The 22,985-nt window shown below is 72.9% G+C and carries 20 protein-coding genes; 2 read left to right on the top strand and 18 right to left on the bottom strand.

Going from position 1 to position 22,985, the window contains the following annotated elements:
- Window positions 1-24 precede the first annotated feature (24 nt).
- The 12 genes from ACFVUY_RS20510 to ACFVUY_RS20455 form a co-directional block, all read right to left on the bottom strand.
- Window positions 25-894: an AAA family ATPase gene (locus ACFVUY_RS20510; RefSeq protein ID WP_387731709.1), complete on the bottom strand. Its 870-nt coding sequence runs from the start codon at window positions 892-894 to the stop codon at window positions 25-27.
- A gap of 70 nt (window positions 895-964) precedes the next feature.
- Window positions 965-1,393 carry a type II 3-dehydroquinate dehydratase gene (gene aroQ / locus ACFVUY_RS20505; RefSeq protein WP_049653999.1) on the bottom strand — a complete coding sequence of 143 codons (429 nt, stop codon included), beginning with the start codon at window positions 1,391-1,393 and terminating at the stop codon, window positions 965-967.
- Window positions 1,394-1,401: 8 nt separating this feature from the next.
- Window positions 1,402-2,493: a 3-dehydroquinate synthase gene (aroB, locus tag ACFVUY_RS20500; protein WP_387691954.1), complete on the bottom strand. Its 1,092-nt coding sequence runs from the start codon at window positions 2,491-2,493 to the stop codon at window positions 1,402-1,404.
- Window positions 2,486-3,007 carry a shikimate kinase gene (locus ACFVUY_RS20495; RefSeq protein ID WP_387731707.1) on the bottom strand — a complete coding sequence of 174 codons (522 nt, stop codon included), beginning with the start codon at window positions 3,005-3,007 and terminating at the stop codon, window positions 2,486-2,488. Before ACFVUY_RS20495 ends, aroB begins: the two co-directional genes overlap by 8 nt.
- Window positions 3,004-4,188 carry a chorismate synthase gene (aroC, locus tag ACFVUY_RS20490; RefSeq protein WP_380351179.1) on the bottom strand — a complete coding sequence of 395 codons (1,185 nt, stop codon included), beginning with the start codon at window positions 4,186-4,188 and terminating at the stop codon, window positions 3,004-3,006. Before aroC ends, ACFVUY_RS20495 begins: the two co-directional genes overlap by 4 nt.
- Before the next feature lie 235 nt (window positions 4,189-4,423).
- Window positions 4,424-5,254: a shikimate dehydrogenase gene (locus tag ACFVUY_RS20485; RefSeq protein WP_387731705.1), complete on the bottom strand. Its 831-nt coding sequence runs from the start codon at window positions 5,252-5,254 to the stop codon at window positions 4,424-4,426.
- Between the two features lie 42 nt (window positions 5,255-5,296).
- Complete coding sequence (gene mltG, locus ACFVUY_RS20480) at window positions 5,297-7,249, bottom strand: endolytic transglycosylase MltG (RefSeq protein WP_387731702.1); 1,953 nt, start codon at window positions 7,247-7,249, stop codon at window positions 5,297-5,299.
- A 208-nt stretch (window positions 7,250-7,457) separates the two neighbouring features.
- Window positions 7,458-8,726 (bottom strand): endolytic transglycosylase MltG, encoded by a 1,269-nt coding sequence (gene mltG / locus ACFVUY_RS20475; protein WP_387691948.1) that lies wholly within the window; start codon window positions 8,724-8,726, stop codon window positions 7,458-7,460.
- 148 nt (window positions 8,727-8,874) lie between these two features.
- Window positions 8,875-9,354 carry a Holliday junction resolvase RuvX gene (gene ruvX, locus ACFVUY_RS20470; RefSeq protein ID WP_387691946.1) on the bottom strand — a complete coding sequence of 160 codons (480 nt, stop codon included), beginning with the start codon at window positions 9,352-9,354 and terminating at the stop codon, window positions 8,875-8,877.
- The gene (gene alaS / locus ACFVUY_RS20465) at window positions 9,354-12,023 is read right to left on the bottom strand and encodes an alanine--tRNA ligase (RefSeq protein WP_387691944.1); all 2,670 of its coding nucleotides are present in this window, start codon (window positions 12,021-12,023) and stop codon (window positions 9,354-9,356) included. The genes ruvX and alaS overlap by 1 nt, the downstream gene beginning before the upstream one ends.
- Window positions 12,023-12,475, bottom strand: coding sequence for a DUF6167 family protein (locus ACFVUY_RS20460; RefSeq protein ID WP_380546462.1), 453 nt, complete (start codon window positions 12,473-12,475; stop codon window positions 12,023-12,025). The genes alaS and ACFVUY_RS20460 overlap by 1 nt, the downstream gene beginning before the upstream one ends.
- 4 nt (window positions 12,476-12,479) lie before the next feature.
- The gene (locus tag ACFVUY_RS20455) at window positions 12,480-12,959 is read right to left on the bottom strand and encodes a DUF948 domain-containing protein (protein ID WP_387691942.1); all 480 of its coding nucleotides are present in this window, start codon (window positions 12,957-12,959) and stop codon (window positions 12,480-12,482) included.
- A gap of 243 nt (window positions 12,960-13,202) precedes the next feature.
- On the opposite strand from ACFVUY_RS20455, the gene ACFVUY_RS20450 reads away from it, so the two are divergent.
- Together ACFVUY_RS20450 and ACFVUY_RS20445 are read left to right on the top strand one after the other, a co-directional pair.
- Window positions 13,203-15,443 carry an ATP-binding protein gene (locus ACFVUY_RS20450; RefSeq protein ID WP_387731699.1) on the top strand — a complete coding sequence of 747 codons (2,241 nt, stop codon included), beginning with the start codon at window positions 13,203-13,205 and terminating at the stop codon, window positions 15,441-15,443.
- Between the two features lie 48 nt (window positions 15,444-15,491).
- Window positions 15,492-15,818, top strand: coding sequence for a tetratricopeptide repeat protein (locus tag ACFVUY_RS20445; RefSeq protein ID WP_359897459.1), 327 nt, complete (start codon window positions 15,492-15,494; stop codon window positions 15,816-15,818).
- A gap of 96 nt (window positions 15,819-15,914) precedes the next feature.
- Here ACFVUY_RS20445 and rpsD read toward each other — a convergent pair whose 3' ends face one another.
- The 6 genes from rpsD to hisS form a co-directional block, all read right to left on the bottom strand.
- On the bottom strand, window positions 15,915-16,529 hold the full coding sequence (gene rpsD / locus ACFVUY_RS20440; RefSeq protein ID WP_030240707.1) for a 30S ribosomal protein S4: 615 nt from the start codon (window positions 16,527-16,529) through the stop codon (window positions 15,915-15,917).
- 309 nt (window positions 16,530-16,838) lie between these two features.
- Window positions 16,839-18,281 (bottom strand): replication-associated recombination protein A, encoded by a 1,443-nt coding sequence (locus tag ACFVUY_RS20435; RefSeq protein ID WP_387731696.1) that lies wholly within the window; start codon window positions 18,279-18,281, stop codon window positions 16,839-16,841.
- Window positions 18,282-18,338: 57 nt separating this feature from the next.
- Window positions 18,339-19,157 (bottom strand): polyphosphate kinase 2, encoded by an 819-nt coding sequence (gene ppk2, locus ACFVUY_RS20430; RefSeq protein WP_387691936.1) that lies wholly within the window; start codon window positions 19,155-19,157, stop codon window positions 18,339-18,341.
- Window positions 19,158-19,327: 170 nt separating this feature from the next.
- Window positions 19,328-19,834 carry a GNAT family N-acetyltransferase gene (locus tag ACFVUY_RS20425; protein WP_387731693.1) on the bottom strand — a complete coding sequence of 169 codons (507 nt, stop codon included), beginning with the start codon at window positions 19,832-19,834 and terminating at the stop codon, window positions 19,328-19,330.
- A gap of 96 nt (window positions 19,835-19,930) precedes the next feature.
- Window positions 19,931-21,721, bottom strand: coding sequence for an aspartate--tRNA ligase (aspS, locus tag ACFVUY_RS20420; RefSeq protein ID WP_380546471.1), 1,791 nt, complete (start codon window positions 21,719-21,721; stop codon window positions 19,931-19,933).
- Window positions 21,718-22,980, bottom strand: a complete 1,263-nt coding sequence (gene hisS / locus ACFVUY_RS20415) for a histidine--tRNA ligase (protein ID WP_387731691.1) — start codon at window positions 22,978-22,980, stop codon at window positions 21,718-21,720. The genes aspS and hisS overlap by 4 nt, the downstream gene beginning before the upstream one ends.
- Window positions 22,981-22,985: the final 5 nt, after the last annotated feature.

The following is a 22,985-nucleotide window of genomic DNA, read 5'->3' as shown; positions in this document are numbered from 1 at the left end:
GGCTCCGCGGGCCGGGGCGGCGGTTCAGCGGACCGGGATGCCCATCAGCCGGGCCAGGATGACGCGGTCCAGCTCGGCGGCCGTCCCGGCCACGTCCAGGGAGGAGTTGTCGATGATCGGCAGCCCGGAGTTGTACCAGCCGGCCATCCGCCCGTGGATGCGGGCGACCTCCTCGTCCCCGAGGCGGCGGTTGCCGCTGCGCCGGGCGTTGCGGTGCAGGACGGAGTCCAGGCTGGGCAGCAGGACGACCGGGATCATGCCGGGGCCGATGTGCCGCTTCCAGCCGCCGAGGCCGATCGCCGGGCGGTCCGGGAAGACGGCGTCGTCGATGATGCAGGAGATGCCGTTGGCCAGGTAGTTGCGGCAGGCGAAGCCGCAGGTGCGGCGGGCCAGCCGGTACTGCGCCTCGGAGGCGTTGTTCCAGCCGGACTGCGGGTTGGCGAAGCCGGACTGCACCCACTCGCGGACGTCGTCCAGGCTGATGTGCGCGGTCGGGGTGGGCCGCCGCTCGGCCCAGTGGCGGGCGACGGTGGTCTTGCCGGCCCCGGCCGGTCCGATCAGCAGGACGGCGATCGGCCCGGTGGCCGCGTGCTGCCGCGGCGGGTGGGTGGGCAGTTGGACGGGCGCGCCGGACGGCAGCACGAAGTGCCCGGTGCCGCCGGCGGGCACCGGGGCGCTCGGCACGGGTGCGGCCGCGGGGGCCGGAGCGGAACGGGCGACGGGCCCGGGAGCGGCGGGGGCCGCGGGTGCCGGCCGGACCGGCGGGGACGGAGGGGCGAGCGGCGCCCCCGGCGACGTCCCCCGTGTCCCGCCCCCCGGCGGCACCGGTGGAGCGACGGGACGCGGCGGGACCTGCCCACCTCCGGCGTACTGCGTCACGGCACCTCCCGACACCTCTCAGCGGGGACACTACACGGCGGCCCGGCGGCGGGCACAGTCCGCCGCCGGGCCACCGCCCGTACCCTCAGCGGGTGGTGAGCCGCTCGGCCAGCGCGCGCAGCGCCAGCTCGTAGGAGCCGAGCCCGAAGCCGGCGATGGTGCCGGAGGCGACCGCGGCGATCACCGAGGTGTGCCGGAAGGTCTCCCGGGCGTACGGGTTGGAGATGTGCACCTCGATCAGCGGCGCGGTGCGCTGGGCCGCGGCGTCCCGCATCGCGTACGAGTAGTGGGTGAACGCGCCGGGGTTGATCACCACCGGCACCTGCCCGTCGGCCGCCTCGTGCAGCCACTCCACCATCTGCTGCTCGGAGTTGGTCTCGTGCACCTCGACCTCGAAGCCGAACTCCTTGCCCAGCGCGGTGCAGCGCTCGACCAGTCCGGCGTACGAGGTGGCGCCGTAGACGTCCGGCTCCCGGCTGCCCAGCCGGCCCAGGTTGGGGCCGTTGAGCACCATCACCCTGGTCACGCCGAGACCTCCGCGTACGCGGCGACCAGCAGCGACGGGTCGGGGCCCTCCAGCACCGAGGTCTTGCCCAGGCCGTCCAGCACGATGAAGCGGATCAGGTCGCCGCGCGACTTCTTGTCGATCTTCATCGCGTCCAGCAGCTTCGGCCAGGCGTCCGCCCGGTAGCTCAGCGGCAGGCCGACCGAGGCCAGCACGGTGCGGTGCCGGTCGGCCGTCTCGTCGTCCAACCGCCCGGCCAGGCGGCCGAGTTCGGCGGCGAAGACCATGCCGATGGAGATCGCGGCGCCGTGCCGCCACTTGTACCGCTCGTTGCGCTCGATGGCGTGGCCGAGGGTGTGGCCGTAGTTGAGGATCTCGCGGCGGCCGGACTCCTTGAGGTCCCCGGAGACCACGTCGGCCTTGACCTGGATGGCCCGGCGGATCAGCTCGACGGTGTGCGGCCCGGCCGGCGTCCTCGCGCCCTCCGGGTCGGCCTCGATCAGGTCGAGGATGGCCGGGTCGGCGATGAAGCCGCACTTGATGACCTCGGCCAGGCCGGAGACGTAGTCGTGCTTGGGCACGGTCTCCAGGGTGCCGAGGTCGGCCAGCACGCCCACCGGCGGGTGGAAGGCGCCGACCATGTTCTTGCCCTCGGCGATGTTGATGCCGGTCTTGCCGCCGACGGCCGCGTCGACCATGCCGAGCAGCGTGGTGGGCATGGAGATCCAGCGCACCCCGCGCAGCCAGGTGGCGGCGACGAAGCCGGCCAGGTCCGTGGTGGCCCCGCCGCCGAGGCCGACGACCACGTCGCTGCGGGTGAAGCCGGTCTGCCCGAGCACCGACCAGCAGTACGCGGCGACCTCGACGCTCTTGGCTTCCTCGGCGTTGGGCACCTGCAGCGCGATGGCCTCGTAGCCCTCGCCGACCAGGTCGTCGCGGATCGCGTCGGCGGTGGCGGCCAGCGCCTCCGGGTGGATGATCGCGACCCGCTTGGCCCGGGTACCGATCAGCGGCGCCAGCTCACCGAGCAGCTGGTGCCCGATCAGCACGTCGTACGGGTCGTGGCCGGCGCTGCCGCCGACGTGGATCCTGACGGTGGTGTCAGTCATGGGGGGTCTTCAGCTCCAGTGCTTCCAGTACGGCGTCCGCGACCTGCTCCGGGGTGCGCCCGGCGGTGTCGACCACGGCGGTGGCCACCTCCAGGTAGAGGGGGCGGCGGGCCTCCATCAGCTCGCGCCAGCGGGCCCGCGGATTGACGGCCAGCAGCGGGCGCGGGGCGTCCAGGCCGACCCGCTTGACGGCGTCGGCGAGCGGCACCTCCAGGAGGACCACCGGCAGCTCGTGCAGCAGCGCGCGGGTGGCCTCGGCCAGCACCGCGCCGCCGCCGAGCGCCAGGACCCCGTCGTGCCCCTCGGCGGCCGCGCGCACGGCCGCCGCCTCCAGCGCGCGGAAGTGCGGCTCGCCCTCGTCGACGAAGATGTCCGGGATGGGCTTTCCGACGGTCGCCTCGATGTCGGCGTCGGTGTCCCGGAAGCCCACGCCCAAGCGCTCGGCCAGGAGCCGCCCGACGGTGGACTTGCCACTGCCGGGCGGGCCGACCAGCACCACAACGGGACTGGTCATCGGATGATCAGGTTGTCGAGGTAGCTCTGCACGTTGCGGCGGGTCTCGGAGACGTTGTCGCCGCCGAACTTCTCGTTCACCGCGTCCGCCAGCACCAGCGCGACCATCGCCTCGGCGACGATGCCCGCGGCCGGCACCGCGCAGACGTCCGAGCGCTGGTGGTGCGCCTTGGCCGGCTCGCCGGTGCGCACGTCCAGGGTCTGGAGCGCCCGCGGCACGGTGGCGATCGGCTTCATCGCGGCGCGCACCCGCAGCACCTCACCGGTGGACAGGCCGCCCTCGGTGCCGCCGGAGCGGCCGGAGGTGCGCTTGACGCCCTCGGCGGTCGGGACGATCTCGTCGTGCGCCTTGGAGCCCGGCACCCGGGCCAGCTCGAAGCCGTCGCCGACCTCGACGCCCTTGATCGCCTGGATGCCCATCAGCGCGGCGGCCAGCCGCGCGTCCAGCCGGCGGTCCCAGTGCACGTGCGAGCCGAGGCCCACCGGCACGCCGTACGCCAGCACCTCGACCACGCCGCCCAGGGTGTCGCCGTCCTTGTGGGCCTGGTCGATCTCGGCGACCATCGCCTTCGAGGCGTCGGCGTCCAGGCAGCGCACCGGGTCGGCGTCCAGTCGCGCCTCGTCCGAGGGCAGCGGCACCACACCGGCCGGCGCCTTGGCGGCGGCCAGCTCGACCACGTGGCTGACGATCTCGATCCCGGCCACCTCGCGGAGGTACGCGCGGGCGACGGCGCCCAGCGCGACCCGGGCGGCCGTCTCCCGGGCGCTGGCGCGCTCCAGGATCGGCCGGGCCTCGTCGATCGAGTACTTCTGCATGCCGGCCAGGTCGGCGTGGCCGGGCCGGGGGCGGGTGAGCGCCTCGTTGCGGGCCAGGCCCGCCAGCACCTCGGGGTCGACCGGGTCGGCCGACATGACCTGCTCCCACTTCGGCCACTCGGTGTTGCCGACCATGACCGCGACCGGGCTGCCCATGGTCAGACCGTGCCGGACGCCGCCGAGGAAGGTCACCTCGTCCTGCTCGAACTTCATCCGCGCCCCGCGGCCGTAACCGAGCCGGCGGCGCGCCAGCGCGTCGGCCACCACAGCGGTGGTGACCGGTACACCGGCGGGCAGGCCTTCCAGCGTCGCGACGAGTGCGGGGCCGTGCGACTCCCCCGCCGTCAGCCAGCGCAACGTACCCAACGGAGCTCCTTCATCAGCGGACCGGACCTCGGCACCGCCGGGGCCCGCCCCGGGCGTGCCTTGTGCCTGAATCCTTTCATGCCCCAGCAGCACCTGGGGGCACAGTCCGCGTGCCGGACGGCAACCGGCCACCATCCGGCCGGGAACCACCCGGGGAACCGGCCGCAGGACGGGCCCGGCACCCGGCCGGAGGACCGGGTCCGCGGACCGGCGCCCCGCCACTCGGCGCGGGGGCTCAGTGCCCGGCGAGCGCCTTCTCCCCCGCCTCGCGCATCGCCGCCAGCGGCCCGGGCGTCCGCCCGGTGAAGGCCTCGCTCTGCAGCACCGCCTGGTGCACCAGGAGGTCCAGCCCGCCCAGGACGGTCGCCCCGCGCCCGGCGCAGGCGGCGGCCAGCGCCGTCGGCCACGGGTGGTACAGCACGTCGAACAGCGCGCCCGGCTCGGCGGGCAGCGCCTCGGCGAAGACGTCCGTCGCGCCGACCGGCGTGGTGGAGACGGTCAGCGGCCGGGCCAGCGCCTCGGCGCCGCGCTCCCAGTCGGCGGTGCGGACGGCCACGCCCAGCCGCTCGCCCAGCTCGGCCATCTCCCGGGCCCGCTCGGCACTGCGCACGTAGACCGTCACCTCGCCGGTGCAGATCTGGGCGAGCGCGGCCAGCGCCGAGGAGGCGGTGGCCCCGGCGCCCAGGACGGCCGCCTCGGGCACCTCGGTGATCCCGCGCTCGCGCAGCGCGTTGACCAGCCCGGGAACGTCGGTGTTGTCCCCGGTGCGCCGACCGTCGGCGGTGAACACCACGGTGTTCACCGCGTCCACCGAGCGGGCCGTCGCACTGACCTCGTCGAGCAGCGGGATGATCGCCCGCTTCAGCGGCATGGTGAGCGACAGCCCGGCCCACTCGGCCTCGTCCAGCGCGGCGACGAACCCGGGCAGCCCGGCCTCGTCGACCTCGAAGCGGTCGTAGCGCCAGCCGTCCAGTCCGAGCGCCGCGAAGGCGGCCCGGTGCAGGTCCGGCGAGAGCGAGTGGGCGATCGGCGAACCGAGAACGGCCGCCCGGTGCTTGCTGGTCAACGCTGCCTCTCCGCGAACTGGCGGACTGTCGTCCGGCCGTGGCTACTTCTTGGTGGTGCAGTGGCCGCGCGTCTCGTCGAAGCCCTGCCCGGCCGACTGGCAGTACTCCTTGACGTTGGCGTAGTGCTCCTTGCTCGTCTCGGCGAACCGGGTCTTGGTCGGGGACATCGCGATGAAGTACAGCCACTTCCCGTCCGCCGGGTGCAGCGTCGCGGTGAGCGCCTCGTCGCCGGGGTTGGAGATCGGACCGGGCGGCAGGCCCGGGTTGATGTAGGTGTTGTACTTGTTGGACGCGTCGTCCATGTCCTTCTTGTCGAGGTCCTTGCGGTTTAGCGAGTACTGGAGCGTGGTGTCCATGCCCAGCCGGTGGTTGATCTCGCCGCCGGCCGCCAGCCGGTTCTGGATGGTCTTGGCCATCTTGGCGAAGTCTTCCGGGTTGTTGCCCTCGCGCTGGAGGATGCTCGCCTCGATGAGCACCTCGTAGCCGGTCTTCAGCCCCACCGAGGCGGCCTGGGCGTCCAGGTCGGCGTACTTCTCGGTGGCGTTCTTCACCATCTGCTTGAGCAGGTCCTCGGGCTTCATGCCCTCGGCGATGTTGTAGCGGGTCGGCCAGAGGAAGCCCTCGATGTTGCCGTTGGCGTACGGCGGCAGGCCGAGGTCGTTGACCTGGGCCTTGGCGACGCCCGCCGTGGTGCCCGCCTGCAGCTTCAGCTTGGTGTCGATGAGGGTGTAGATCTCGGTGGAGTTCTTGCCCTCGGGGACGACGATCGCCGCGCCGCCCGCCTGGGCCAGCAGCTCCTTGAGCGCGGCCGCGGCCGGCATCTCCTTCTTCAGCCCGTAGTAGCCGTACTGGATGGTGCCGCACTTGGGCTCGGCCTTGCAGGCCGCGGAGAACGCGTCGACGCTCTTGACCACCCCGGCGTTCTTCAGCGCCAGGCCGATCTGCCCGCCGACCGCGCCCTTCTTGACCTCGACCTGGACGGAGCCGGTGCCCTCGCCGGTGAAGTCCGCCGGCGGGCCGAAGTGGCTCTGGTAGAAGCCGTAGCCCCACCAGCCGGCCCCGCCCACGGCGCCGAGCAGCACCAGCGCGACCAGCAGACAGGCGCCGCCGTTGCGGCGGCCCGACTTCTTGCCCTTCTCCTTGCGCTTCTTCTGGGCCTCGCGGGACTCGTCCTGCTCCCCGAGGAAGGCGGCCTCCCCGGCCTCGGCGTGCTCGTCGAGGTAGCCGTCGTCCTCGTGGCGGACGTCCTGGTGGCGGACGTCCTGGTGGCCGTCCCACTCGTCCGTGCCGGCCTCGCGCGGGGCACCGACCGGGTCGGCGCCGGCCTCCAGCGCGGCGGCCTCGGCCTCCCAGTCGATCCCGTCCGGGCCCGGGCCGGACGCCGGCGCGGGCGCGGGCGCCGGGGCCTCCGGCTGCTGCCGCCGTCGCCGCCGCGGCGTCTGCTGCTCCTGCTGGGGAGCCTGCTGGGACTGGTCCTGCTGGGGCTGGGCGTGCTGCTGGGGCAGGGGCACCTGCTGCTGGGGGGCCTGCTGCTGGGCGGCCTGCTGGCCGCCGGGGAAGCCCTGCTGGTAGCCCTGCTGCGGCGTCGGCGCCTGCTGCTGGGGCATCTGCTGCTGCGGATAGCCCTGCTGCACCTGCTGCTGCGCGTACCCCTGCTGGGGGTAGCCCTGCTGCTGCACCTGCTGCTGCGGCACCTGCTGGGGGTAGCCCTGCTGACCGCCCGGGTAACCCTGCTGCGGCATCTGCGCCTGCTGCTGCGGATAGCCCTGCTGCGCCATCATCTGCTGCTGCATCTGCGGCGTCATCTGCTGCTGGGCGTACCCCTGCTGCACGTCCCCGTACGGCTGCTGCTGGGCCGCCTGGCCCTGCTGCGGGTACTGCTGCTGCCACTGGCCGTCCTGCTGGCCGGGGACCGGCTGCCGGCCGTCGTACCCGGGATCACCGGGGTGCCACGGCTCGCCCTGGGGGCCGTAGCCCCCACCCAGATCGGTCATCGATCCCCTTAACCGACGGTGACGACCGGAGGATCAAACCGGCCGTCCGGGACGACGCCGTCCCGGCTGATTCTCGAACCGGCGTGCTAGCGCAGCGCCTGGAGGGAGACGTTACCGTACCGCAGCCTTACCCCCGGCCGGGCGGACGCACGGTCAGTGAGCGATCTCACCGACGGCACACAACACCGTTACGGTGCCCCCGACACCGTCACGGCGTCCCCGCACCGGACCCGGACGGCACCCCGGCCCCGCCCGCGCCCCCCGGGCCGGAGGACGCCGGGGAGGACGGGCCCGCGGCCGGGGCAGTGGGCCTGGCCGCCGCCCGGTTGGCGTTGAACTCGGCCACGTTGCGTTGCTGAACGTCGAAGCTGTCGGTGAAGCGGGTGTCCCCCGGCTTCACGGTGACGAAGTACAGCCAGTCCCCCGGCGTCGGGTCCAGCGCGGCCAGGATCGCCTGCCGCCCGGGGTTGGAGATCGGGCTCGGCGGCAGCCCGGGGTGCTGGTAGGTGTTGTACGGGGAGTCCAGCTTGGTGTCGGTCACCGAGGTGTTCAGGGTCGAGCGGCCGAGCGCGTAGTTGATGGTGGAGTCCAGTTGCAGGGGCATGCCCTTGGCCAGCCGGTTGTAGATCACCCGGGCCACCTTGCCCATGTCCTCGGTGTTGTCGGCCTCGCCCTGGACCATGCTGGCCACGGTGATCAGCCCGTACACGCTCTGCCCGAGGTTCTGCGCGACCACGGTGGCGTCGTCCCGGCCGAACTCCCTGCCGGCCCGGTCCACCATCTGCTTCAGCAGGTCGAAGGCGGTGGTGCCCTCGGTGACGCTGTACGTCGCCGGGAAGAGGTAGCCCTCCGGGCTGCCGTTGGTGAAGTCGGGCAGGCCGAGTTCGGCGCCCTGGTCCTGGGCGGTCTTCTGGGCGGTGCCCGCGGGCAGGTTCAGCTTCCGGTCGATGGCCGCGTAGATCTGGTAGCCGCGCCAGCCCTCGGGGATGGTCAGGCCGTTGGCGTTGGCCGGGTCGATCAGGATCGCCAGCGCCGCCGCGGCCGACATCTTCTGCTTCAGCGTGTACGTCCCGGGCTGGATCCGCCCGGCCGCCGCCGCGCTGCCCTTCGCGGCCCGGGTGAAGGCGAGCGAGCTGGCCACCACCCCGTTGCGGACCAGCGCGGAGGCGATCTGGGAGAGGCCGGCGCCCTCCGGGACGGAGACCTGCACGCTGCCGGTGCCCTGCCCGGCGAAGTCGGCGGCGGCCGGGGGTTTGCGCTGCGCCTGGAGCCAGGTGTACCCGGTCAGCCCGATCCCGCCGAACACCGCGATCAGCGCGAGCGCGGTGAGCCCGCAGGCCAGCCCGTTGCGCCGTCGGTGCGGATCCGGCGCATCGAAGCGCGGGCGGGGCGCGCCCGGCGGACGGCCCTCCGGTTCCAGCACCGGCGCGCCCAGATGCCCCGGCGTGAGCCCCGGGTGGAAGTCCTGGTCGGTCATGGCTCGCGCCCCCTCGGCGGTCCCGGATCGATCCGGGTCGTTATCAATCGATATGAATCGATCCATAACGGACACGGAAGCGAACGAAAAGGGGTCCGTGCGGACGCGTCCGCACGGACCCCTCAAACGGGACGTTAGATCAGACCGGTCAGCCGACCGCCTCGACGCTCTCACCGGGCGGGCGTCCGCTCACCCGTTCGGACTCAAGGGCGGTCTGGAGGATCACCACCGCGGCGGCCTGGTCCACCACCGAGCGGCCCTTCTTCGCCTTGACCCCCGAGGCGCGCAGCCCGTGGGTCGCGGTGACGGTCGACATCCGCTCGTCCACCAGCCGCACCGGCACCGGGTAGAGCCGGTCGGCCAGCCGGGCCGCGTACGCCCGGACCTTCTCCGCCGCCGGACCCTCCTTGCCGCTGAGCGAGCGCGGCAGCCCGACGATCACCTCCATCGCGCCGTACTCGTCGACGATGGCGGCGATCCTGGCCTGCGACTTCACCCCGGCCGGGACGGTCTCCACGGGCGTGGCGAGCACCCCGTCGGGGTCGCAGGACGCGACCCCGATCCGGGCGTCCCCGACGTCGACGGCGATCCGCCGCCCACGCCGGAAGGGCCTCTCCTCCTGCTCCATCAGCTGGCGCGCTCCGCGACCAGGCCGCGCACCGCGGCGATGGCCTCGCCGACCGCGGCCGGGTTGGAGCCGCCGCCCTGGGCGACGTCGTCCTTGCCGCCACCGCCGCCGCCGAGGGTCTTGGCGGCGGTCCGGACCAGCTCGCCGGCCTTGATGCCGCGGCCGCGGGCTTCCTCGTTGGTGGCGATGACGGTCAGCGGGCGGTCATTGGCCACCGTGAAGGCGGCGACCACGGCCGGGCGCGAGCCGAGGCGGCCGCGCACGTCCAGGACCAGCTTGCGCAGCTCGTCCGCGCCCACGCCGTCGGCGACCTGCGCGGCGACCACGGCGATGCCGTGCACGTCCTCGGCCGAGTCGGCCAGACCCGCCGCGGCGGCCAGCACCTTCTCGGCGCGGAAGCGCTCGATCTCCTTCTCGGCGTCCTTGAGCTTGGCGAGCATGCCCGAGATCTTCTCCGGCAGCTCCTCCGGGCGGCCCTTGACCAGCTCGGTGAGCTGGGCGACCACGGTGTGCTCACGGGCCAGGAAGCGGTACGCGTCGGTGCCGACCAGCGCCTCGACGCGGCGCACGCCGGAGCCGATCGAGGACTCGCCGAGCAGCTTCACCAGGCCCAGCTGGGCGGTGTTGCCGACGTGGGTGCCACCGCACAGCTCCTTGGAGAAGTCGCCGATGGTCACGACCCGGACCTCGTCGCCGTACTTCTCGCCGAACATGGCGATGGCGCCGGCCTTGCGGGCCTGGTCCATCGTCATGACCTCGGCGGTGACCTCCAGCTCACGGCCCAGCACGTCGTTGATCTTCTGCTCGACGTCGACCAGCACGCTGCCCGGGACGGCGGCGGGCGAGCCGAAGTCGAAGCGGAAGCGGCCGGGGGCGTTCTCGGAGCCGGCCTGGGCGGCCGTCGGGCCGAGCGCGTCGCGCAGCGCCTGGTGGGTCAGGTGGGTGGCCGAGTGGGCACGGGCGATCGCCCGGCGGCGCTCGATGTCGATCGTGGCGTACGCCGAGGCGCCCAGCACGACCTCGCCGAACAGCACCCCGCCGGAGTGCACGACGACGCCCGGGACGGGCTGCTGCACGTCGCGGATCTCCACCACCGCGCCGGACTCCAGCCGGATCCGGCCCTGGTCGGCGAGCTGGCCGCCGCCCTCGGCGTAGAACGGGGTGCGGTCGAGGATGATCTCGACCTCGTCGCCCTCGGAGGCGGCCGGCGACGGGACGCCGTCCACCAGCAGGCCGACCACGGTGGCCTCGCCCTCGGTGAGGGCGTAGCCGGTGAAGACGCTGGCGCCGGACTTGTCGGCGACCTCGCGGTACGCGGCGACGTCGGCGTGGCCCATCTTCTTGGCCTTGGCGTCCGCCTTGGCCCGGTCCCGCTGCTCCTGCATCAGGCGGCGGAAGCCGGACTCGTCCACCTGGAGGCCCTGCTCCTCGGCCATCTCCAGGGTGAGGTCGATCGGGAAGCCGTAGGTGTCGTGCAGCTTGAACGCCTGCTCGCCGGAGAGCACCGCGCCGCCGGCCTGCTTGGTCTCGGTGACCGCGACGTCCAGCAGGTTGGTGCCGGCCTTCAGGGTCTGGAGGAAGGCGCCCTCCTCGCCGACGACGACCGTCTCGATGCGCTTGCGGTCGCTCTCCAGCTCGGGGTACTGCGGGGCCATCGCCTTGATCGCGACGTCGATGAGCTCCTTGGCCACCGGCTCGGTGGCGCCCAGCAGGCGCATGTTGCGGATGGCGCGGCGCAGGATGCGGCGCAGCACATAGCCGCGGCCCTCGTTGCCGGGGGTGACGCCGTCGCCGACCAGCATCAGCGCGGTGCGGATGTGGTCGGTGACCACGCGCAGCGAGATGTCCGACTTGTGGTCGGCGCCGTAGGTGTGGCCGGTGAGCTCGGCGGCGCGGTCGAGGATCATCCGGCTGGTGTCGATCTCGAAGAGGTTGTCGACGTCCTGCAGGATGGCGGCGAGGCGCTCCAGGCCGAGGCCGGTGTCGATGTTCTTGCTCGGCAGGTCGCCGAGGATCTCGAAGCCGTCCTTGCCGTCGCCGTGGCCGCGCTCGTACTGCATGAAGACCAGGTTCCAGATCTCCAGGTAGCGCTCGCCGTTGACGGCCGGGCCGCCCTCCTCGCCGTACGCGGGGCCGCGGTCGTAGTTGATCTCCGAGCACGGGCCGCACGGGCCGGGGACGCCCATCGACCAGAAGTTGTCCTTCATGCCCAGGCGCTGGATGCGCTCCGAGGGCACGCCGATGACGTCACGCCAGATCTGCTCGGCCTCGTCGTCGTCCTTGTAGACGGTGATCCAGAGCTTCTCCTTCTCCAGGCCGTAGCCACCGTCCGCGACGGGCGTGGTGAGCAGGTCCCACGCGAACTTGATGGCTCCTTCCTTGAAGTAGTCGCCGAAGGAGAAGTTGCCGCACATCTGGAAGAAGGAGCCGTGCCGGGTGGTCTTCCCGACCTCCTCGATGTCCAGGGTGCGCACGCACTTCTGGACGCTGGTGGCGCGCGAGAACTGCGGCTTGACCTCGCCCAGGAAGTAGGGCTTGAACGGCACCATGCCGGCGTTGACGAGCAGCAGGGTGGGGTCGTCGGCGACCAGGGACGCCGACGGAACGACGGTGTGGCCGCGCTCCTCGAAGAAGCGCAGCCAGCGGCGGCGGATCTCAGCCGACTCCATTAGTGGTCCTTCCGGTTCGGGGTGCCGCCCCGCGGCGGCAGGGCGCGGCGGGGCGTTTCTTCAGTGGTCCGGGGGGTGGTACGGGAGCTGCGGGACGGAGGCAGGGCGGCGGCCGGGCTACCGGGCGCCGCCGAGATAGCTCGGTACTGCGGCTCGCCGGAGGGGGGTAGCGCGGAACGCTTCCCCAGAAGGGACCGGCGGTCGCCGCGGGGCTCCACCACGGCGGTGCCGTGCAGCCCGAGGTCGTCCTTCAGCTGCTCCTCGCGCTCGGCCATGCCGGCCTGCACGTCCCGGGCGAACTGCTTGGCCAGGTCGCCCAGGTGCAGCGCGCCGCGGGCGGCGGTGCCGGAGAGGCTGTCCGGGGTGAGCCGGTGCACGGCCTCGTTGGCCTTGTTCATGGCCCAGACGGTGGCGCCGGCGCCGACCGCCATCCAGAAGATGCGTCGCACCATGCCGTCAGCCCCTCACCGCGCGCCGGACCCGGGAGAACAGGCCGCTCCTGGGCGCGGTCGCGGCGCGCACCTCGGCCCGGATCAGCCGGGCCAGCTCCTCGCGCTCGCCGGCCTGCGCCGGCACCGGCGGCAGACCGCCCTGCTGCCGGGCGACGGCCTTGCGCACGCCGTAGCTGAACGCCGCGACCTTCACCAGCGGTCCGCCCAGGGTGGCGGCCACGGTGGAGGAGAGCGCGTTGGCGTTGGCGGCGGCGTCCTGCACGTTGGCGGTGATCTCGTCGACCCGCTCCAGCTGCTCGTTGGCGCTGCGCACCGCGGCGCCCGCGTCGGTCAGCAGCGGAACGGCCTGTTCGGTGACCGCGGAGACCAGGACGGTGGCCTCCTTGAGCACTCGCGAGAGGCGGACCAGCACCACGGCGAGCAGGGTGACCAGGACCGCCCAGAACACGGCGACGAGCAATCCGGCCAGCTCTCCCACGGACACCTTTGCGCGCTCCCTCGCCTTGCAGTTCTCCTGGGCCTGTCAGACAGGCCCCAGCAGGAAACCCTATCGCGCCCGGGCCCGGTTTCCGGACCGGGTTGTTCGCCCGGCGATCCGGTCGGGTGTGCGATCCGCGCGCGTAACCTACCGATCGGTCACCTCGTTCTGCCTGGCAGGCCGTCGCCCGTACGGCCCGACGCACGTCCGGACCCCGACCGGTCCGGCCTGGAGCACGGGGAGCAGCCTTTGGCCGGGGACTGGACAGCACCGCCCGGGGAGCCCGCGGCGGGGCCGCACGGGCCGGAGCCCGGACGGCTGCCGGCCGAGGTGACCGGCTTCGTCGGGCGGCGGGGCGAACTGGCCGAGCTGGCCGGGCTGCTGGACTCGGCCCGGCTGGTGACCGTCACCGGGCCGGGCGGCGTGGGCAAGAGCCGGCTGGCCCTGCGCGCGGCGGCCCGGGCGGCCGACGCCTTCCCGGACGGCACCTGGCTGGTGGACGTGGCCCCGGTGCAGGATCCGCTGCTGCTCGGCCACGCTGTCCTGGAGGCGCTGCGGCTCGCCGACGGCTCCGCCCGTCCGCCGCTGGACGTCCTGATCGAGCGGCTGGAGGGCCGGTGCCTGCTGCTGGTGCTGGACGGCTGCGAGCACCTGGTGGAGGCCTGCGCCGAGCTGGCCGACGCGCTGCTGCGGGCGCTGCCCGGCCTGCGGCTGCTGACCACCAGCCGCACCGCCCTGCGGGCCTCGGGCGAGCACCTGCTGGCCCTCACACCGCTGCCGGTCGGCCCGGCGCCGTCCGGCCCGGTGCGGCCGGACGCGCTGCCGGACGCGGTACGGCTGTTCGTCGAGCGGGCCGGGGCGGTGCTGCCGTCCTTCGAGGTGACGGAGGCCAACGCGGAGGCGGTCGCGCTGCTCTGCCGCCGGCTGGACGGCATCCCGCTGGCCCTGGAGCTGGCCGCCGGCAGGCTGCGCGCGCTGTCGGTGGAGCAGGTCACCGCCCGGCTGGACGACCGTTTCCGGCTGCTCACCTGCGGCTCCCGGACGGCCCTGCCCCGGCACCGGACGCTGCGCACGACGGTCGGCTGGAGCCATGAGCTGTGCACCGTGCAGGAACGTTTACTCTGGGCCCGCCTGTCGGTCTTCGCCGGCGGATTCGACCTGGAGGCCGCCGAGTACGTCTGCGTCGGCGAGGGCATCGAGACCGAGGACGTCCTCGACCTGCTCGACGAGCTGGTCGCCCAGTCCGTGGTGCTGCGCGAGGACAGCGCCTTCGGCGTGCGCTTCCGGCTGCTGGACACCCTGCGCGAGTACGGCGGCCAGTGGCTGCGCGCCGCCGGCGAGGAGCAGCGGCTGCTGCGCCGCCACCGGGACTGGTACCTGGGCGTCGCCACCTGGGGCGAGGTCGAGTGGTTCGGCCCCCGGCAGGCGGAGACCGCCGAGCGCACCGGGCTCGCCCACGGCAACCTGCGCGCGGCGCTGGAGTTCTGCCTCGCCGAACCGGGCGAGGAGCAGATCGCCCTGCTGCTGGCCGGCACGCTCTGGTTCTACTGGATCGGCTGCGGCCACCTCGCCGAGGGCCGGCACTGGCTGGACCGCGCGCTCGCACTGGACCGCGAGCCCACCGAGGCCCGGGCCAAGGCCCTCTGGGTGACCGGCTACATGGCCACCCTCCAGGGCGACCTCGGCTTCGCCCGCCCGGCACTGGAGGAGTGCCGCCGCCAGGCGCTGGACACCGGCGACGACCGGGCGCTGGCCTACGCCGTCCACCGCCAGGGCTGCGTCGCCCTGGTCGGCGACGACCCCGACCGGGCCGCCGAACTGTTCGAGGAGGCGCTCTGGCACTACCGGACCATCGGCGAGCTCAACAGCAACGTGGTGATGGCCATGCTGGAGCTGGGCCTGGCCCACCTCTTCCAGGGCGATCCGGACAGCGGCGAGCTCTGGTTCGGCCAGGCCCGCGAGCTGTGCGAGGAGCACGGCGAGCAGTGGGCCTACGGGTACGTGCTCTACGCGATGGCGTTCTCGCACTGGCTGGACGGCGCCGTGCAGCCCGCCCGGGTGCTGGCCCGGGAGTGCGTGCGGCTGAACCACCTCTTCCGCGACCTGCTCGGCATCGTGCTGGGCATCGACCTGCTGGCCCTGCTGGAGACCGAGCCGAGCGGACCGGGCGAGCCGGGCGACCTGCGCGAGGCCCGGGTGCTGCAGGGCGCCGCGCACCGGATCTGGCGCACGGTCGGCAACCCGTTCCTGGGCTCGCGGAACTTCTTCGGCCCCCACCAGGAGTGCGCCGAGCGGGCGCTGGCCGGGCTGACCGCCCAGGAGTACGAAGGGTGCTACCAGGCCGGGACCCTGCTGGACCTGGACGCGGCGGTCACCCGGGCGCTCGGCGGCGGAGGCCGGACGCAGGGCCCGGAAGCGGCACGGGGCCCCCGCTCGGTGCCGCCCCCGCCGGCGCCCCCGCCGGCACCTTCGACGGCGCGGAATAGTTGAAACTTGCCGATTGCTTGAGGAGGCAAGGAACTGCCCGGAAGGAGCATCATGGCCGTCCACAACGCCGCCAACGAGTACCGCATGGCGAAGTTCTACTTCGATTCCAAGGCGTACACCGACGCGGCGCGCACGCTCGAAGGTGTCCTGGCCGAGGAGCCGACCAACCTCTCCGTCCGGATGCTGCTGGCCCGCAGCTACTTCCACTCGGCCCAGCTCCGCCGCGCCGAGGCCGAGCTGCTGCGGATCCTGGAGGCCGACCCGGCCGAGGACTACGCCCGGCTGATGCTCGGCCGCACCCTGGAGCGCCAGGGCCGGCCCGAGGAGGCCCGCCCGCACCTGCGGCTGGCCGCCGCGATGACCGGCGAGAGCATCTGACCGCCGCGGGAAGGACCGCACGGAAAAGGGGCGAGCCCCCGTCGCCTCGAAAGGCGGCGGGGGCTCGCTCGTGGTGCCGCGAAGAGCGGAGCCGGGTCAGCGCGAGTAGTACTCGACGACCAGCTGCTCGTCACAGATCACCGGGACCTCCTTGCGCTGCGGCGCACGGTCCAGGCGGAAGGCCAGGGCCTTCAGGTTGACCTCGAGGTACTTCGGGGTCTGGCCCTCACCCGCGTAGCCACCCTCACGGGCGACCTGGAAGGGGACCTTCTCCTTGGAGCGCTCGCGGACGGTGACCACGAAGCCCGGCTTCATCTGGAACGACGGCTTGTTGACCTTGCCGCCGTTGACCTCGATGTGGCCGTGGACGACCATCTGGCGGGCCTGGTAGATGGTGCGGGCGATGCCCGAACGCAGGACCAGGGAGTCCAGACGGGTCTCCAGGTCGGCGACGAGCGCCTCACCGGTCTTGCCCTCGGCCTTCTTCGCGCGGTCGAACGCGCGCGCCATCTGCTTCTCGCTCAGGTCGTACTGGGCGCGCAGACGCTGCTTCTCGAGCAGACGGACCTTGTAGTCCGAGTTCTGCTTGCGGCCACGGCCGTGCTGGCCGGGCGGGTACGGGCGGGCCTCGAAGTACTTGACGGACTTCGGGGTCAGCGGCACGCCGAGCGCACGCGCGATCTTGACCTTGGGACGCTTCTGGTTCGCCATGAACCAAACCTTCCTTGCTTACGAATACGGCTTCACCAGGTGTTGACGGAGGTCGCATCTCGCGACCCGGAGACAACCCATCGCCGAGGCGATGCGGTCAGCCGCTCTCCGGAGCCGGGCACGAAAGTGCTGGTCACACGGACCGGCCCAGAATCTGGGCCGTCCGCGACACCGAAACGGTGCGCGACGCTCCTGGTGCGGGCCCCTCGGAGGGGGCCTACGGCCGGTGCCCCGCTGGTGCGGCCGGTCGGTGGGGTCTCCCCCGCCGCCGTCCCGGGACATGGCACTCCGACCGAGTATACCGGTGGATCACTCGCCCTTTTCCCCGGGCTGCTCCTCGGCCTTCCGCTCCGGCTTCGCGGGCGCCTTCCCGTCCTTCTTCCCGGCCTTGCCCTCCACCCTGCGCTCCCCCCGCAGCCGCCCGCGCGTCCACTCCACCACGTCCGCGTACCGGGCCTCGCCGCCGCGCCTGGTCGGCCGGTAGTACTCCTTGCCGTGCACCGCGTCCGGCGCGTACTGCTGGGCGGCGATGCCCTCCGGCAGGTCGTGCGGGTACCGGTAGCCCTGGCCGTGGCCGAGCTTGCCCGCGCCGCCGTAGTGCGCGTCCCGCAGGTGGGGCGGCACGGCGCCCGCCAGGCCCTGCCGGACGTCCGCCAGCGCCGCGTCGATCGCCAGGTAGGCGGCGTTGGACTTGGGCGCCAGCGCCAGCGCGATGGCCGCCTGGGAGAGGATGATCCGCGCCTCCGGGAAGCCGATCAGGGCCACCGCCTGGGCCGCCGCCACCGCCGTCTGCAGCGCCGTCGGGTCGGCCAGGCCGACGTCCTCGCTGGCCGAGATCATCAGCCGGCGGGCGATGAACCGCGGGTCCTCACCCGCCTCGATCATCCGGGCCAGGTAGTGCAGGGTGGCGTCCACGTCGCTGCCGCGGATCGACTTGATCAGTGCGCTCGCCACGTCGTAGTGCTGGTCGCCGTCCTTGTCGTAGCGCACCGCCGCCTGGTTGACCGCCGTCTCGGTGGTGGCCAGCGTGATGCTCGGCTCGCCCTTCTCCAGCGCGGCGCCGGCCGCCGCCTCCAGCGTGGTGAGCGCCCGCCGGGCGTCCCCGCCGGCCAGCCGCACCAGGTGGTCCTCGGCCTCCGCGGACAGCTCCAGCGCGCCCTCCAGGCCGCGCTCGTCGGCCACCGCGCGGCGCAGCAGCGCCCGGATGTCCTCGTCGGTCAGCGACTCCAGGGTGAGCAGCAGCGAGCGGGACAGCAGTGGGGAGATCACCGAGAAGTACGGGTTCTCGGTCGTCGCCGCGATCAGGGTCACCCACCGGTTCTCCACGGCCGGCAGCAGCGAGTCCTGCTGGGCCTTGGAGAAGCGGTGGATCTCGTCCAGGAAGAGCACCGTCTCCCGGCCGGACATCCCGACCGCCCGCCGGGCGCCGTCGATCACCGCCCGGACCTCCTTGACCCCGGCGGTGATCGCGGACAGTTCCACGAAGCGGCCCTCGACCGCCTGGCTGATCACGTGCGCCAGGGTGGTCTTGCCGGTGCCGGGCGGCCCCCAGAGGATCACCGAACTGGTCGCCGCCGGGCCCCGCGAGCCCGCGACCAGCCGGCGCAGTGGCGAGCCGGGCTTCAGCAGCTGCCGCTGCCCCGCCACCTCGTCCAGGGTGCGCGGACGCATCCGTACGGCCAGCGGCGCCCGGCCGGGCTCCCTGGTCTGGCGTTCCTCGGCTGCGGCGGTGAAGAGGTCCGGTTCGTCCACACCGGAAGCCTATGCGAGGCCCCGGACAGCCCGGCAGAACCCGCGACCGGCCCCGCCCTACTCCAGCCCGGCGGCGTGGTCCGGGACGTACTTCTGCAGGTCCCGCGGGGACCGCTGGTAGCCGCGCGAGGCCGGGCGGGGCGGCAGTTTGACCTGCGGAACCCTGATCTCCTGGTACGGCACGGTGGACAGCAGGTGGGCGATCATGTTGATCCGGGCCCGGCGCTTGTCGTCGCTCTCCACCACGTGCCAGGGCGAGTCCGGGATGTCGGTGTGGAGGAACATCTCGTCCTTGGCCCGCGAGTAGTCCTCCCAGCGGGTGATCGACTCGATGTCCATCGGGGAGAGCTTCCAGCGCTTCATCGGGTCCTCCAGCCGGCCTCGGAAGCGCCGCTCCTGCTCGGTGTCGCTCACCGAGAACCAGTACTTGCGCAGCAGGATGCCCGATTCGATCAGCATCCGCTCGAAGGTCGGGCACTGGTGCAGGAACTGCCAGTACTCCTCGTCGCTGCAGAAGCCCATCACGCGCTCGACGCCCGCGCGGTTGTACCAGCTGCGGTCGAACAGCACGATCTCCCCGGCGGCCGGCAGGTGCTCGACGTACCGCTGGAAGTACCACTGGGTCTTCTGCCGTTCGGTCGGCGTGGGCAGCGCCGCGACCCGGGCGATGCGCGGGTTCAGGTACTCCGTCACCCGCTGGATCGCTCCGCCCTTTCCGGCGGCGTCGCGGCCCTCGAAGACCACCACCAGCCGGGCGCCCTCGACCCGCACCCACTCCTGGAGCTTCACCAGCTCCTCCTGGAGCCGCAGCAGCTCCCGCTCGTACGGCCTCCTGGCCAGTTTCTCCGGCTTCCCGGTCCGCCGCTGCTCGGCCACCCTCGGGTCCTCCGTTCGGTCGAATGCTGATGAGCATTCACCGTAGGCGCCGGCGGCCGGATCCGCAGGTCGGCGAGGCCGTGGCGACCGGGCCGGTCTCGTGGACCGGCCCCGGGAGAGGCGCCCGAGGGAGCGGCGCTCGGGGCGGGGCAAGAGCCTGGAGGCAGGCTCTACACTGCGACGAAGGGCTCGGGGTAGCGGCAGAGCCCGCGCGGGGCCCCGTCGTACGCCGCCAGCGGCAGCACCTGGAAGTACGCCTCCGGCACCTCGAACGGGCCGGTGACCTCGTGCCGTCCGGCCGGCGCGAAGCCGAACCGCCCGTAGTACTCCGGATCGCCGAGGACGACCACGAGCTTCTCGCCCGCCTCCTCGGCCGCCGCCAGCACGGCCCGGACGACCAGCTCGCCGACGCCCCGGCGCTGCCACTCGGGCGCCACCGCGACCGGCGCGAGCGCCAGCGCCTTGCCGTCGCCGACCCGCAGCCGGGTCAGCAGCGCGTGGCCGATCACCAGCCCGGCACCGTCGACCGCCACCACGGACAGCCCGGGCAGCCAGGCGGGATCGCGGCGCAGCGCGTCCACCAGGTCCGCCTCGTCCGGCCCCGGGAACGCGGCCATGTGGACGCGTCTGGTCGCCGGGACGTCGTCCGGACATTCGACTCTCGTTGTGACCTGCATTGAGTCAACCCTCCCTGTGTCACACACCGTTGTGGACCGGCCCCGGACGACGGGCGAGCCGTCCGGGGCCGTTGCAGGTTAGCGGATGACGCGACGTCAGGACTTGGGCTGAGCCTCGCCCTTGGCGTCCTCGCGGACCTTCGGCTGGGCGTCCACGCCGGCCTCGCGACGCTGCGCCGGGGTGATCGGGGTCGGGGCACCGGTCAGCGGGTCGCCGCCGGTGGACGTCTTCGGGAAGGCGATGACGTCCCGGATGGTGTCGTACCCGCCCAGCAGCGTGACGATGCGGTCCAGGCCGAAGGCGACGCCACCGTGCGGCGGCGGGCCGTAGTTGAAGGCGTCCAGCAGGAAGCCGAACTGCGAGGCCGCCTCCTCCTCGGAGAGGCCGATCGCGTCGAACGCCCGCTTCTGCACGTCGCGCTGGTGGATACGGATCGAACCGCCGCCCAGCTCCGAGCCGTTGAGGACCAGGTCGTAGGCGTTGGACAGGGCCGAGCCCGGGTCGGTGTCGAAGGTGGCCAGCGACTCCGCGGTCGGGGCGGTGAACGGGTGGTGCACCGCGTGCCAGCCCTGGAACTGGCCCTTGTCGTCCTCGATCGGCTCGAACATCGGGAAGTCGACGACCCAGAGGAAGGCCCACTGGGACTCGTCGATCAGCTCGCAGCGGCGGCCGATCTCCAGACGGGCGGCGCCGAGCAGCTCCTGCGAGGCGCGCTCCTTGCCGGCCGCGAAGAAGATCGCGTCGCCGTTCTTGGCGCCCGCGGCGGCGGCGAGGCCGGCCAGGTGCTCCTCGGAGAGGTTCTTGGCGACCGGGCCGCGCAGCTCGCCGGTCTCGGCGTCGATGAGCACGTAGGCGAGGCCGCGGGCGCCGCGCGCCTTGGCCCAGTCCTGCCAGGCGTCCAGCTGCTTGCGCGGCTGCGAGGCACCGCCGGGCATGACCACGGCGCCGACGTACGGGGCCTGGAAGACGCGGAAGTCGGTGCCCTTGAAGTACGCGGTCAGGTCGGTGAGCTCCTGGCCGAAGCGGACGTCCGGCTTGTCCGAACCGTAGCGGCCCATGGCGTCCGCGTAGGTCATCCGCGGCAGCGGGTTCGGGATCTCGTAGCCGTGGACCTCGCGCCAGACGGAACCGATGATCTTCTCGCCGAGGGCCAGGATGTCCTCCTGGTCGACGAACGAGGCCTCGATGTCCAGCTGGGTGAACTCCGGCTGCCGGTCGGCGCGGAAGTCCTCGTCGCGGAAGCAGCGGGCGATCTGGTAGTAGCGCTCCATGCCGGCCACCATCAGCAGCTGCTTGAACAGCTGGGGCGACTGCGGCAGGGCGTACCAGTGGCCGGGCTGGAGGCGGACCGGGACCAGGAAGTCGCGGGCGCCCTCGGGGGTGGAGCGGGTGAGGTACGGCGTCTCGATGTCGAGGTAGTCGTTCTCCTCCATCACCCGGCGGATGATGTTGTTGACCTTGGAGCGCAGGCGCAGGCCCTTGGCCGGGCCCTCGCGGCGCAGGTCCAGGTAGCGGTAGCGCAGCCGGACCTCCTCGTTGACCGTGCCCGGCTCGTACTCGGCGACCGGGAAGGGCAGCGGGGCGGCCTCGGAGAGCACCTCGATCGCGCTGACGACGACCTCGACCGCGCCGGTCGGGATGTCCGGGTTCTCATTGCCCTCGGGGCGGACCCGGACGTCGCCGACGACCTTGACGCAGTACTCGGCGCGCAGGCCGTGCACGGAGTCGAGGTCGCGGACCACGATCTGCACGGTGCCGGAGGCGTCGCGCAGATCGATGAAGGCGACGCCGCCGTGGTCGCGGCGGCGGGCGACCCAGCCGGCCAGGGTGACGGTGGTGCCTGCGTGCTCCGGGCGGAGCGTGCCCGCGTCGTGCGTGCGGATCACAGCTGCTTCTCCTTCAGGGTGGTGACGAGTGCGTCGAGGGCGACGGGGGCCTGTTCGCCGGTGCTCAGGTCCTTGAGCTGGACGACGCCCTCGGCGAGGTCCCGGTCCCCGGCGATCAGGGCGAAGCGGGCGCCGGACCGGTCGGCGGACTTCATGGCGTTCTTGATGCTCTTGACGCCGAAGGCGAGGTCGGTGGCGACGCCGGCCCGGCGCAGCTCGACCACCTTGGCGAACAGGATGTTCTTGGCCTCCTCGCCGAGCGCGACGGCGTAGACGGAGGTGGCGGCCGGCAGGTCGAGGTCCACGCCCTCGGCCTCCAGGGCCAGGAAGGTACGGTCCACGCCGAGGGCCCAGCCGACGGACGGCAGCGCGGGGCCGCCGATCATCTCGGACAGGCCGTCGTAGCGGCCGCCGCCGCCGATGGCGGACTGGGCGCCGAGGCCGTTGTGCACGAACTCGAAGGTGGTGCGGGTGTAGTAGTCCAGGCCGCGGACCAGCTTCGGGTCGTCGACGAAGGCGACGCCGTTGGCGGTGAGCAGCTCGCGGACCTTCTCGTCGTACGCCTTGCACTCCTCGCACAGGTAGTCGCGGAGCATCGGGGCGTCGGTGAGCTGGGCCTGCACCGACTCGCGCTTGTCGTCGAGGACGCGCAGCGGGTTGATCTCGGCGCGGCGGCGGGTCTCCTCGTCCAGGTCCAGGCCCGAGAGGAACTCGATCAGGGCGGCGCGGTAGACCGGGCGGCACTGCTTGTCGCCGAGGCTGTTGAGCAGCAGCGAGTAGTTGTTCAGGCCCAGCGAGCGGAAGGCGTCGTCGGCCAGGATGATCAGCTCGGCGTCCAGCGCCGGGTCCTCGGCGCCGATCGCCTCGGCACCGACCTGGGAGAACTGGCGGTAGCGGCCCTTCTGGGCGCGCTCGTAGCGGTAGTACGAGCCGGAGTACCAGAGCTTGACCGGCAGGTTGCCCTGCTTGTGCAGGTTGGCCTGGAGGGCGGCGCGCAGCACCGAGGCGGTGCCCTCCGGGCGCAGCGCCAGCTCGTCGCCGCCCTTGGTGGTGAGGGTGTACATCTCCTTGGAGACGATGTCGGTGGACTCGCCGACACCGCGGGAGAACAGCTTCACGTCCTCGAAGACCGGGGTCTCGACGTAGCCGTAGCCGGCCCGGCGGGCGGGCGCGGCGATGCGCTCGCGGATCGCCAGGAACGTCGCGGAGCTGGGGGGCAGCAGGTCGTAGGTGCCCTTGGGGGCGGTGAAGGTGCTCAACTTCT

It is taken from the genome of Kitasatospora sp. NPDC058063, assembly GCF_042885395.1.
Lineage (GTDB): Bacteria > Actinomycetota > Actinomycetes > Streptomycetales > Streptomycetaceae > Kitasatospora > Kitasatospora lactacystinica.
This window is presented reverse-complemented; position numbering and strand designations above follow the sequence as displayed.